The sequence below is a fragment of the Horticoccus luteus genome, assembly GCF_019464535.1.
GTDB classification, from domain to species: domain Bacteria; phylum Verrucomicrobiota; class Verrucomicrobiia; order Opitutales; family Opitutaceae; genus Horticoccus; species Horticoccus luteus.
In genome coordinates, this window is the sequence record NZ_CP080507.1 from 1,682,345 (window position 1) to 1,694,594 (window position 12,250).

9 protein-coding genes are annotated in these 12,250 nt (G+C 61.0%); 2 read left to right on the forward strand and 7 right to left on the reverse strand.

Annotated features, from left to right (window positions below):
* Positions 1-2: 2 nt before the first annotated feature.
* The 7 genes from K0B96_RS06985 to K0B96_RS07015 all read right to left on the reverse strand — a co-directional run bounded on the left by K0B96_RS06985 (position 3) and on the right by K0B96_RS07015 (position 9,136).
* Positions 3-1,040, reverse strand: coding sequence for a hypothetical protein (locus tag K0B96_RS06985; RefSeq protein ID WP_220165404.1), 1,038 nt, complete (start codon positions 1,038-1,040; stop codon positions 3-5).
* A gap of 267 nt (positions 1,041-1,307) precedes the next feature.
* Entirely contained in the window at positions 1,308-2,594 is a 1,287-nt protein-coding gene (locus tag K0B96_RS06990; protein ID WP_220165405.1) for an ABC transporter ATP-binding protein, read from the reverse strand.
* A gap of 4 nt (positions 2,595-2,598) precedes the next feature.
* A complete protein-coding gene (locus tag K0B96_RS06995) occupies positions 2,599-3,462 on the reverse strand; it encodes an ABC transporter permease (protein ID WP_220165407.1) in 864 nt (287 codons plus the stop codon).
* Positions 3,459-4,931 (reverse strand): O-antigen ligase family protein, encoded by a 1,473-nt coding sequence (locus tag K0B96_RS07000; protein WP_220165409.1) that lies wholly within the window; start codon positions 4,929-4,931, stop codon positions 3,459-3,461. The genes K0B96_RS06995 and K0B96_RS07000 overlap by 4 nt, the downstream gene beginning before the upstream one ends.
* A 22-nt stretch (positions 4,932-4,953) precedes the next feature.
* A complete protein-coding gene (locus tag K0B96_RS07005) occupies positions 4,954-7,116 on the reverse strand; it encodes a GumC family protein (RefSeq protein WP_220165411.1) in 2,163 nt (720 codons plus the stop codon).
* Positions 7,117-7,145: 29 nt separating this feature from the next.
* Positions 7,146-7,865 carry a polysaccharide biosynthesis/export family protein gene (locus K0B96_RS07010; protein WP_220165413.1) on the reverse strand — a complete coding sequence of 240 codons (720 nt, stop codon included), beginning with the start codon at positions 7,863-7,865 and terminating at the stop codon, positions 7,146-7,148.
* 2 nt (positions 7,866-7,867) lie between these two features.
* Positions 7,868-9,136, reverse strand: a complete 1,269-nt coding sequence (locus K0B96_RS07015) for an outer membrane beta-barrel protein (protein WP_220165415.1) — start codon at positions 9,134-9,136, stop codon at positions 7,868-7,870.
* Positions 9,137-9,742: 606 nt separating this feature from the next.
* On the opposite strand from K0B96_RS07015, the gene K0B96_RS07020 reads away from it, so the two are divergent.
* Both K0B96_RS07020 and K0B96_RS07025 read left to right on the forward strand, forming a co-directional pair.
* On the forward strand, positions 9,743-11,149 hold the full coding sequence (locus K0B96_RS07020; protein WP_220165424.1) for an exopolysaccharide biosynthesis polyprenyl glycosylphosphotransferase: 1,407 nt from the start codon (positions 9,743-9,745) through the stop codon (positions 11,147-11,149).
* Between the two features lie 346 nt (positions 11,150-11,495).
* On the forward strand, positions 11,496-12,209 hold the full coding sequence (locus K0B96_RS07025; RefSeq protein ID WP_255558879.1) for a response regulator: 714 nt from the start codon (positions 11,496-11,498) through the stop codon (positions 12,207-12,209).
* Positions 12,210-12,250: the final 41 nt, after the last annotated feature.

The following is a 12,250-nucleotide window of genomic DNA, read 5'->3' on the forward strand; positions in this document are numbered from 1 at the left end:
GTTCAGGTGCGACGATACAGCCGGCCCAGCGCGGAGGCGAGGGCGAGCCGGCGGCGTTGACGGCGGAGGATCGAGGGCGCGAAGGCGTGGATGGGGCCGACGCCAGCGGCCTGCCAGAAGAGTTTGTCGGCGTTCGCGGGGGCGATGCCGCTCGCGGCGCGTTGCAAGTAGGAACGCGCCCAAGGTTTGGGGCGGCCCATGGCGTGCGACATGAGCGTGCCGCCCGCGGTAAAATCCATCTCGGCATTGCCCACGGTGGAGACCGGGACGTCGGTGCACATCACCGCCATGTTAAGCGTGTCCTGGTCGGGGAAGCGGATGAACGGCGGTGCATCGTTGCGTTGGGAAAAGGCGCCGAGGGCGGCGGCGCCGCGGGATTCGGCATGGCGGAGGAGGTCGGCCCACGCATCGAAAAAGGGGAGGTGTTCGCGGCGAGCGCCGACAAACCCGCCGTTGTAATAGTGCGCCACCGGGCGGCGCACCTGGTAGCCGGCGCCGGCGGCAAAGTCGGCCCACGCGCACCGGGTCGGATGATCGGGGGGCATCGTGCTGTTGACGTCCTGCACGAGAGCGACGCCGTGCTGCACCCAGGCTTCGAAGTAGGTCCAACTGCGCTTCACGACGATATCGGGATCGAAGTAGAACAGCGCGGGGATGTTGGCGCACTCGTTGGCCCAGAGCCGCTGAAAGATGAGCGGCTTAACGTTGGTCAGATGATGTTCCGACTGGAGGGGAATGATGTGGACTGAGAATCCGTCGGCGGTTTCGAAACCGTGGGAGCCATCCGCGCGGCGCGTCGTCCACTGCGGGGCGTCGCCTCGCACGCCGGCGTAACACGGTCCGCGAAAACCCGCGGCATAAAGGGAATTAAACAGGGCGGCCGCGCCGAGATGATAGTTGCCTTCGAAGAGTGTGAAAACAGCCGAGGTCGCGCGCGAGGCGGAGGCCGACACCGAAGTCGACGGCTGCGGCAAAGGGGCATCCGCGGAGGTTGAACTCGCGGCTCGGCGGGAAGGGAAGGTGGTTGAAGTGGAGGACACGATGGAGAGGAACGCGAAGCGCAGGAAAAGGTTTACGTTGAATCCCGTCGGAGAGCCGGGGAGTCGGAACGCCGCGCGCCGAGGCAAAGCGACGCCCTCGCTTGGCGGGCGACGTGTGCAACGCAGGACGATGCTGCGGGCTGAGTTGGCGGGAGGCGCTGGAACATAGGGTGTGCGCGCCGGCAACGGCTGCACCCCATGCACGGACTCACGCGCGAGAGGTTTGTTCGCGCTGGGGTGAAGGGTTTTAGACCACTTCGATGACCGTTAAGCGAAGGCTTCGACGCCGGTGCGCACATCCCACGGAAGGATGGGCGCCACGCAGCCGGGGCGACGTTCGATCCAGCACGGAGATTCGCTCAGGCCGCCGCGAATTTCGAAGTGAATGTTGGGACTGCGGCCGCCGGGCTCGCAGATCCAGGCGCGGCGATAGAGGCGCAACAAGAGGTCGAGCCGGTATTCGCCCTCGTTGACGAAACGCGCCGGGATCGTGGAGGTGAGGCGGCACGGGCCGCGCTCGAGTTGGACCCATTCGGCTTCTGGCTGATCGAGATTGGTGCTCCAATAGAGCACGTCGCCATCGCCGTTGTAGAGTGCGTAGCCGATCTGGAGACTGGGGTCGGATTTGAGGACCTCGCCTTCGATCACCACGGTGACGGGTTCATCGTTGCGCGCGGGGTGCGTGAGGAGGGCGCCACGGCTGTCGGTGACGTAGACGCGATGGAGTTGAAACCAATCGTTGTGCCAGGATTTGCCGGAGTTGGTCCACATCGGCTCGCGCCGCTGGGATTGGTCGGCGATGTAGTTGCGCACGATCTCGCGGACGTTTTTGCCTTGGGCGACGAGCTGACCGCCGCGCAACCACACACAGGACGAGCAGATCGTCTCGATGGCGTTCATGTTGTGACTGACGAAGAGAACGGTGCGGTTGCTGTGGCGGGAGATGTCCTGCACCTTGCCGAGGCACTTGCGTTGGAACGCCACGTCGCCGACGGAAAGCACTTCGTCGATGATCAGAATTTCAGGTTCGAGGTGCGCGGCGACGGCGAACGCGAGCCGCACATACATGCCGCTCGAGTAACGTTTGACGGGCGTGTCGATGAACTTCCCGATTTCGGAGAACTCGACGATTTCGTCGAACTTTCGATGGATCTCGGCCTTCGTCATGCCGAGGACGGCGCCGTTGAGGAAAATGTTTTCGCGTCCGCTGAGCTCGGGGTGGAAGCCGGTGCCGACCTCCAGCAGGCTGGCCACGCGGCCGCGGAGATGGATCTCGCCGCTGGAGGGTTCGGTGATGCGACTGAGAAGTTTGAGCATAGTGCTCTTACCGGCGCCATTGCGACCGATGAGGCCGACGACTTCGCCGTGAGCGACATCGAAACTGACATCGCGGAGTGCCCAGAAATCGGTGGGTTTGGTGCCGTTGCGCGCGCTGCGACGACGCTCCCACCAGCGTTGAATTTCGTCCCGAAAGGACGTCATTCCGATTTTACCGAGCTGGTAACGCTTGGAAACGTGGTTGACGGAGATGATGGGTTCCGGAAGGGCGGACATGGCGTCAGATAATGTCGATGAAGGTGCGGGCGGTGCGCTGGAAGAGCAGCACGCCCGTGAGGAAAATAATAAGGGTCGTGGCGACCGAGAGGAGGTAGGATCCGGTGGGCATCGGCGCGGTGTGGAGAAACACGCTGCGAATCAATTCGACGATCGGCGCCATGGGATTGATTTGCGCCATCCACGCGAGTTTCGCGGGGATGCGGCTGGAGGGATAGATGATCGGCGTCACATACATCCAGATGTTGACGACGAAAGAAATGAGATGCTGGAAGTCGCGATATTTCGCCGTCAGCGAGGCGAGGGTTAAGCCGACGCCGAGGGCGAGCAGAGCGATGTGCAGGAGGCAGAGTGGCATCACCGCGACGGCGGCCAAGACGTCGGCGCCCGTGGTTACGAAGTGGCCGGTCCAGACGTTGACGCCCAGCACGACGAGAAACGTGCCCAGTTGAATGCCGAACGAGATGGCGTTCGACATGGAGAGTGCGAATGGCACCACGAGACGCGGGAAGTAAACCTTGCCGAAGATATTGGCGTTGGCGATGAACGTCGTGGCCGTGGTGGAGATCAGGTTTGAGAAGTAGGACCACGCGAGCAGGCCGGAGAGATAGAACAGCGCCGGAGAGACCCCGCCGGTGGACACGCCGATGACCTTGTTGAAAACGACCATGTAAACGACGGTCGTGATCAAAGGCTGCACGATGAACCACGAAGGTCCGAGGATCGTCTGCTTGTAGCGCGACATAAAATCGCGGCGCACGAGAAGGAACAGCAAGTCGCGATATTCGACGATGCCGCGCCAATCCAAGCGAAACCACGATTGGTTGGGACGGACGACGATGTGGTAAGGGTGGGAGGTTGAACTCATGGACAAGTAGAGATAGGAAGGCGGTCCGCAGGGCCGGCCGCAGACCATGCGAGAGCAATGAGCACCACCGCATTCAGTTGGATCGCTGGAACCTGCAGCGGGAAATCGACCACAGATTGCGCCAAGAGTGCCAGAAGTGCCGCAATCGCACCCGCGCCAAACAGATCGTGCGCGGGATAAGGCAGCAGCCGGACAGCGGCGTGGGCGATGCCGCCGAAGACGAGAAACGCCCATCCCGCAGCACCGACCAAGCCCCATTCGACCACGGTCTGGAGGTAGTCGTTATGCGTGAACTGCAGATAGAGAAAAAACGTGCGAATAAACGGATCCTGCGATTCTGCGGCAGCGGCGGCGGTCCACCCACCGGGTCCCCAGCCGAGCCACGGGCGTGCCTCCATGGCGCGCCATGCCGTCGCGTAAGCGGCACCGCGATCGCCGAGGACGTAGTTGGCGTGTTGCGAGGGCACGAATAGATCGCCGCGCATCAATCGCGGCCAATCTGCGGCGGGTGCAGAAGGCGTGGCGGCCCCGCGGCCGAGCAGATGAGTTAACTGAAGTTGGGACCATCGGTCTTGGATGGTCCGAACTTTGCCCGCGCCGAACAGTGCCACGGAGCCAGCGATGGCCACCACCGCCGCGATGAACGCAACGCGCACGCCATGCGAAGGTGGCAGCAAATTCCATGGCCGCAGCCACGCGATGAGCGCGATGAGCACCAGCACGGCGATGACCTGAGGAAACCGGGAAATATGGCCCGCGTGCGCCACGAGAAGCAGGACGGTCGCGATGCCGCCCAGTGCACCGATCCACCGGGTTTTGGAGGTGCCATCACGAAATCCGCTGAGCGCGAGCACGGCGGCCAACGGCCAAACGGAATTCAAATATGCGCCCGCGCTGGTGTGGTGATAGAACGGGCCGAAAAACATGCCGGGAAACCGGGGACCCTGTTCCCAGTAAATACCGTGGGCATGCGTGGCGTTTTGGAGCAAACCCACCGTCGCGGCGACGACTCCGGTGCCAACCATGGCGACGACGAATGCGAGCCGCCACTTCGGGGCGCGGGCGAGATCCCACGTGGCGAGGAGTGCGCCGAGGGCGGAGATGGCCCACAAGATCAGTGAGGCCGGATCGCGGGGCACCATGCTGCGGGGCCAACGCGCGAACACCCGGGCGAGGTGGTGGGTCGTGAATTCCGGTAGCGGGGCCGGCGGTTGCAGGGACCAAAAGCACGCCACTCCAACGCAGGTGCAGACCGCGGCCCAGACCCACTTCGAGGGCGGAAAAATGGATTGGCTGGCAACGCGCGCAGCGATCCACAAGGCGCCGGCCAGCGCGCAAAGACCGATGAGGAGATGGAACCCCTCGGGCCGGGTCGAAGCGAAGTTTAGCGGGCCGACGATGAGGGCGACGAGCAGGACGACACCGGTGGCCGTGCGCAACACGCCGACGGTGACGGAGCTGGATAACACGGCGGCAAGAGAGAGGACGCGCTCAGGCGTCGGCGCGCGCGTAAGCGCGGTAATAGTCTTTGTTGTAAGCGCCGTAGCCTTGGAAACCAGCGCGGCGGAAGCGGGCCTCGGGCATTTGATTCAAGATCAAGCCCATGACGGTGATACCCGTTTCGTGCAGCCGCTGGAGCGTCTTGCGCATATTGTGAATGCGGGTCGTGCCGAACTTGCAGACGTAAACGAGTTCGTTGGCATGCCGGCAGAGGAGCAATGCATCCGGAAACACTGCGACCGGTGGCGTATCCAGGATAATGATGTCGTAGGACTCGCGCAGGGACTTGAGCAGCGGTGACGTGGCAAAACGCTCAAGGGTTTCGGTGGGATTCTTGGCGACGCCGCCAGCGGGCAGGAGGTGGAAATTTTCCGCGATGGAAACCACGGGGTTGCGGCGCGTTTCTCCGTTGGGATTCGGGAGGAGGCTCTGGATCCAGCCGTAACTGCCATCGACCCCGAAATAGCGGTGCAACACCGGGCGCCGGAGATCGCAATCGACCAAGAGCGTGCGGCGATTGTGCGCGGCGTAGACGGCGGCGAGATTGCTGGCGGTGAGACTTTTGCCGTCGCCCGGCATGCTGCTGGTCATGATCAGCACCTTGGGGTAGCCGACGGTGGAGCTGATATCGATCGCGCTGTAGATGCCGCGATAGCTCTCGGCGAGAGCGTCGTCTTTGCGCAGACGGAAGACGTGGGCGCGTTCGGCCTCGCCGAGGCCTTCGATGCGTTTCACCGCTCCGAGCAGCGACTCGCCGAGGGCATCCTCGACATCGGTCACGGTCTTTACGCGGGTGTCCATGAAACCCAGACCGACGGGAATGATGATGAAACAGGCCAACGCGATCGCGCCGGATTTGAGGAGGAGTTGAAGGAGGCCGCCGCTGACGGGAGTGGACGGAACGTAGGCCGGATCGAAGATCTTGATATTGGTGTTCTCCATCTGGCTCGCCACGCTGGCCTCGTTGAGCCGATCGACGATGCGGGAGTAGGTGGAGCGTTTGGTGGCGGCTTCCTGCTCCAGGAATTTGTAATCGACGGAGATCTTATCGAGCTCGTGGGCCATCTTCTCCGCTTCGGCGAGTTCGTCGCGAAGACGGGACTCATGCTGGCTGGCGATGAGGAACCGCGTGCGGAGATTGGCCTCGGCGAGCGCGATGTTCTGGTTCAGCAGGCGCTGCGTCTCCTGCATGTCCAGCTTGTTGTCCTTCATCTTGGGATGTTCCGGGAGGTAGCGTTCCGTGAGCATCGCGCGCTGCGCCGCCAGACTATCGAGTCGGGCCTTCTGCGCGGCGACTTCCGGGTAACTTTGGATCTCGGGAATCTCGAGGAGATTTTTACCGTCCTTCTTATATTCGTCGACCTTGTCCAAGATCGAACGGACCTCGACTTGCTCCATTTGCGCCGCGACGAGCGCGTTACCCACCGTGGTGACCTTTTGGAGAATGACGTTCTGATTCTGCCCGAGCGCGGCGATGTTATTTTTGGCGCGATACGCTTGCAGGGCATTCTCGGCGGTTTCGACTTGAGCACGCATCTCCTCGGACTGATTCCGGAGAAAAACGATGGCGGAGTTTGTGCCGCTGTTTGCGCGATCGAGATTAAAATCAATATAGCGGCGTGCGTAGCGGTTGGCGATGAGCGCAGCGTTTTCGGCGTTACGATTCGTGACGGCGATGCCCAGAATGGTGGTGCCGCGGCGCACGTAGATGCTTACGTTCGGGCCAATGATGTCAGCGAGCGAGGGCAGCGGCGCGTTGGGATTGGTGGTGTCGCGGTAGGGCTCCTGAATGCGCCGGGTCTCGTCCGGCGTAAAAGAGGACAGCATATAGTCGAAAAAGGTCTGACTACGGAGCTGCTCCATGTGGATGTTCAGATCGTTCGCGTTATAAACGCCGGTCTGCACCACCTCCTGAATATTGAGCACGCGATCCTTGTGGGACTCGAAAAGAAGCGATACTTCGCTGCGATAAAGCAACTCGGCCTTGGGCTGGAAATAGATGAAGATGCCGGCCGCGATGAGACCTACAATCAGCCCGATCGGCCAGCGATCGCGCAGCATTTGAAGCATGTCACGCGGCGAGATGCGGGACGGCGGCGCAGCCTTGGCGGCGGCTGCGGCTTTCGCAGTTGAGACGGTCTTTTTAGTGGGCATGGGAAGATCAGCAGAGAGAGGAGGAGATATCAGAATAACCGCTCAGGAATCCAAATACGGTCGCCGGGATAGATTGGAAAATCGCGGCGCTCGGCGTCGCCCTGGCGGCGCTTGGTGATCATGCGTTCGACGTCGACGGTGGTGACGCGTTCCTTGCCGTCAGCCGTCTTGCGCACGACGTTAACGGCATCGGATTTCGCCGTCGGCAGAAATCCGCCCACGCGGGTGATGAGATCGACGATGTCCATGCTCGTGGTTTCCTTGGGAAATTGGAAATTGCCCGGAGACCTGACCGCGCCGAGGACGGAGACCTCGCGGAGGGCGTAGTTCGAGACGGCAATGGAAACGAGAGGGTTTTTCAAAAGCTGCCGGTCAGTGTAGAGTTTCTCCAATTGGTCCTCCGCTTCCCGCACGCTTTTGCCGCCCACCTTCACATCGCCGATGAGCGGCAGCCGCAGATGGCCGTCGACATCGAGGCGCTGGGAGGCGGACATGTCGGGTTCGTCGTAGACGTTCACCGTGACCGAATCGCCGGGCGCTAGAAGATAGGCAGGATCGGTGGGCCCCGCATCGTTGCCGGTCGCGCCGGCACTCCCGACGGCGGGGGCGGCAGGCAGAGCGCTGCTCCCAGAGCCAAAAGGTTGGGCGGGTGCGGATGAGGCTGGATAACTATCGCCCGTGTCGGCGTGCCCGCAGGCGCCGAGCGAAAAGCTCAGAGCCAGAATGAGAGTGCTAAGGGAACGACGCATGGTCAGAAGGTATAGTTCGCTGAAACCGACACGATGTGCCGTTGATAGTTGGCAATCGCGTTGGAAGAATCGGAATTGCGATAGTAATAGTTACCGCTGGCGCTCCAGTATTTCGTCATGCGATAGCCGATGCGTCCTTGGAAAAAGAGCACGTTATCATCGCGCGAGATGCCGCGATAGACGCGGTGATCGTAACCGACGGTGGCGCCCGCGTCGATGAAGTGTCCGATATCCTCGGTCACGCCGAAGGAGGCAGAGGTGGATTCGACGGTCAGATCGTCGATCGTGAGCTCGAGGGCGCGGCGAGCGTTCAGCGAAAGCTTGGTATTGGGGCGGGCCTGCCAGCTCAGATTAGCGGCACCCCCGAAGCGCCGGGTGTTGTTATCATTGATGCCCGGAACGTCGGAGGACTGGTAAAAGAGCGACAGGGAACTGTCGAGTTTGGGAAAGCGCGAAGCGGGCAGGAAGGGGCCCTCAAGCGAGGCACTGACAAAAGAACCGGCGTAGTGGGTTTCGCCGGTCACCGTCTCCGCGCGCGAGCGATCCAGAATGCGGTAGCCGTAACTCACCGACGCTTTCACATCGGAGTAGATCGGGCGGGAGAGACCGACGGAGTAAGTATCGAGTTTCTGGTTGAGCGGGACGCCAAACGAGTTGTCGCCGGAGGTCTCATTGTCCAGGTGCCGGTAGCGGACGTGCAGCGCAGTGCCTTGGAGAAAATCGAGATAGTTGAAGCCGAGGCCGGCGTCCCATTGATCGCGATCACTGTAAATATTCCGGTGGGCTTGGAGCAGGCCGGCGTCGAAATCGAAACTGGTTTTGAGGCCGGCAAGAAAATTGGTATCGAGCCGGGTGGAGAAAATTTTGTCCCGCACGCGTTGGTTGACGTCGTAGTTCACGTCCGAGTGCTCGTCGTAGCTCATTTTAAATGAGCCGGAGAAGCGGGGGCCGACTCCTTGCGGCAAACGCAGGTTGATGCCGGACGTCACGTCTTCGGAGTTGAATTGGGTGAGATCGTAGTAGCGCTTCACACTGACGCCGGCGTGGGCGTCGAGTTTAAGCTGCGCAGTCTCGCTCCGGCGGTAGATGAGTTGAGGGAACAGCGTGAAGATCATATCGTCGGCACCACTGGCACCGCCGAGGACCCGGGAGTCATAGGTGGCCGATGCCGTGGTGGAGAGGAGCAGTTCCCCTCGTTCGATTTCGGTGAAGGCGAGAGCGGACGGCACCAGCGTGAGAGCGGTGCAGGTGAACAGGATGGCGGATTTCATTCGGAAGAGAGTGCTTGGTTCGGCAGCGACGGCGCAGGTTCCACGGATGCACGCGGCTCGAAGTGTCGAGTGAGCGGCACCCGCGATCTCACCGCGCGGTGCTGGCGGACATTTTTTGTTCAGATCGCGGACGTCTCCTGGCAAGGGGCACAGGCACGTGGAAGAGGTGCGCTTTGGGCGTTGCGCGGAAATCCCCGTGCGGCGGTGCGCTCGTTCGCGGCAGAATCTGCGGGCTCGGCGTTGTTGCTTGCCGCGGGAGAGTAGGGGCGGGGCGAAGGATTGAAGAGCGTGTTCGAAGTAGTGGCCGCTCGCGCGCTTTCAGTCTGGGAAGGGCAACAGGCGAATGTTGGGCGCCGTTCAAACTCTATATATTGAGTGATCATAAGTGACGCTCACGCCGGGCGTTGAGCGAATCGAGAGAGCCATAAGTGCGCCAACCAAGACAAGATTGATCCCAGTTCTTAGGGGAGTTTCAGGAAATTCCCGATACGCGGCCAATGGTGCGGAGGACGAGCACAGACGTGTGCAGCCGATACGAAATCGGCGGCGCGCGCGTTACTGTAGTAATGCTCGATGTGTCCAACAGACGAGCGCCTCCCGCCCACTATGTTTAAAGATCGCCAGCAAGGACTCGTTTATCTGCACGGTTGCACCCTCGCGATCACTGCCGTCGTCCTATTCCTGACGTGGGGAGGCTTTGTCAACGCCGTGGGCTGGATCGAATTTTCCAAGCACGTTAACCGCGACTTGTATTTGCTGGCGACCGTTTGCGCGGGACTGTGGGTGCAACAAGGGCTGCGCGGCTACAGCGAAAAACTGGGGTGTTTGGGCTGGGGCGACGCGATACGTCTTTCGCGGCAGCAGATCGGCCGGATCGCGATCGTGCTTTTCGCCGTCGTCGTGGTAACGAAGGACGGAAATATCTCGCGCACATTTTTGATCGGTTACCTTGGTGTGCTCGCCGGAGCCTTGATCATCGCAAACAAGTATTTTCCGCCTTTGATTGCGCGGTTGTTTTTCGGCGCTCGCGGGATGCGAACCGTTGTGATCGCGCCGGCCAAGGAGGTGGAAGGTTTCGTCAAATGGCTCCGGCAGCGCCCGCACCTCGCTGGCGGAATCGAGGTAATCGGCTGGATTGGAGATGCGGACGCTCCGGCGGAGACGACCTTGCCGCGATTGGGGACGAAGCGGGATGTGCGGCGCGTGTTGATTGAGCACGATGCAACGCAAATTCTCGTCTCGCAGGCTAACTTGACGGCAGAAGCTGCGGACACCGTGTCAGAGATTGCGGAGCAATTGGGCTGCCGTGTGCGCTTCTTCTCCAACGTGCAGCAATTTTTTGGCGAGCGGGCCGTGCGAGTGGAACACGAGGAGAACTACACTTTCGTCACACGAAGCGACGAACCGTTGGATCATCCGTTGAATCAGATCCAGAAGCGTCTGCTCGATATCGTCGTCGCCCTGCCCGTGGTCGTGCTGATTTTCCCGCCGCTGATGTTGATGGTGTGGTGCATGCAACGAATCCAATCACCCGGTCCGCTCTTTCACTGCCAACTGCGTTCCGGGTTAAACCGGCGGAAGTTTCTCATCTTCAAATTTCGCACGATGAACGTGAATCACGGGCAAGAGAGCCGGCAGGCGGGCAAGAACGACGCGCGGATCTATCCGTTTGGCCGGTTTCTGCGTCGGGCCAGCCTCGATGAGATCCCGCAGTTTCTCAACGTGCTGCTCGGTGACATGAGTGTGAGCGGACCGCGTCCTCATTTGCTCGAACACGACGAACAGTTCGCGAAGGTCGTGAATTTCTACCACGCGCGCCATTTCGTGAAACCCGGCATCACCGGTTTGGCGCAGAGCAAAGGTTTTCGCGGCGAAATTTCTGAGCCCTCCTTACTGCGCAAGCGGATCGGCTACGACATGCTCTACATCAAACGCTGGTCGCTCTCGCTGGATTTGCAGATCATGGCCGCGACGGTGCGTCACGTCTTTTTCCCTCCCAGCTCGGCCTATTGAGGCGTGGCTGGGGCGCGGCCCCGGAGTGGTAAATCCGATAGCTGGATACGGCGATGCCGGGTGGAAAGCGGAGGCGTTTTTTCATGCAAAATGCACGTCGGTGCGCGCTCCGTTTTCCGAGGTAAAAACGTAATTTTGCGCAAGCGGTTCAATTGCAAATGAGCCGCACAAAACAAGGAACATTAGGGGGGGTATAGCTACCATGCCGCACGCCCCGATGGCCAGCTCAGGGCGAAACGACAACTCAGAAGACACAATGGAAACTCTCCAATCAACCGCCACGCGTGCGGAGCGCACCTTGAGCCGAAACGGTGCGCGCAACTCAACCGACAACGAATCCTCCAACGTGACCGACGCCAGCCCGTCGGACTTTGTGACGAAGATGCGGACGAGGATCTATATCGTCGATGATCACGCGCTGGTGCGGCGCGGTCTGGCGGCGTTGATCTCCGCTGAGTCGGACATGGAAGTCTGCGGTCAGGCGGAGGACGCGGCCACGGCGATCAACGATGTCATGAAACTTCGCCCGGACCTCGTCATCGTGGACATTTCGTTGAAAGGGAACTCGGGCATCGAGCTCATCAAGAGCATCAAGGCCTTTGACTCCAACATCCAGGCGATCGTGGTCTCGATGCACGACGAATCCATTTACGCGTTGCGGGTGCTGAAAGCGGGCGCTCGCGCCTACGTGATGAAACAGGAAGTGACCGAAAAGGTGCTCGAGGCGGTGCGCAGAATCCGCAAGGGGCATCTTTACGTGAGCGATAATGTCGCGAGCCAGATGTTGAACCGTTTGACGGGGGGCGGCGTGCCGGAGGATGGCTCGTTGGTGAGCGGACTTAGCGACCGTGAACTTGAGATCGCGAGTTTGATCGGCAACGGCGTGCCGACGCGGGAAATCGCCGCCCGGCTCCATATCAGCATCAAGACGGTGGAAACGCATCGGGCCCACATCAAGAGCAAGCTCAACCTGCGCAACGCGACTCAGCTCGTGCAGTTTTGCGTGCGCTGGGTCGATGAGAATAACGCGGCCGCGACGAAGGCACCGGCGTCCGTTTAAGCGAAACCCTTTTGGGGGGCGCATGAAAAAGCCCGCCGGTT

Coding starts and splice junctions, on each gene's coding strand:
- K0B96_RS07005 (WP_220165411.1), bottom strand. CDS start 7,116: ATGCCCACTAAAAAGACCGTCTCAACTGCGAAAGCCGCAGCCGCCGCC.
- K0B96_RS07010 (WP_220165413.1), bottom strand. CDS start 7,865: ATGCGTCGTTCCCTTAGCACTCTCATTCTGGCTCTGAGCTTTTCGCTC.
- K0B96_RS07015 (WP_220165415.1), bottom strand. CDS start 9,136: ATGAAATCCGCCATCCTGTTCACCTGCACCGCTCTCACGCTGGTGCCG.
- K0B96_RS06995 (WP_220165407.1), bottom strand. CDS start 3,462: ATGAGTTCAACCTCCCACCCTTACCACATCGTCGTCCGTCCCAACCAA.
- K0B96_RS07020 (WP_220165424.1), top strand. CDS start 9,743: ATGTTTAAAGATCGCCAGCAAGGACTCGTTTATCTGCACGGTTGCACC.
- K0B96_RS06990 (WP_220165405.1), bottom strand. CDS start 2,594: ATGTCCGCCCTTCCGGAACCCATCATCTCCGTCAACCACGTTTCCAAG.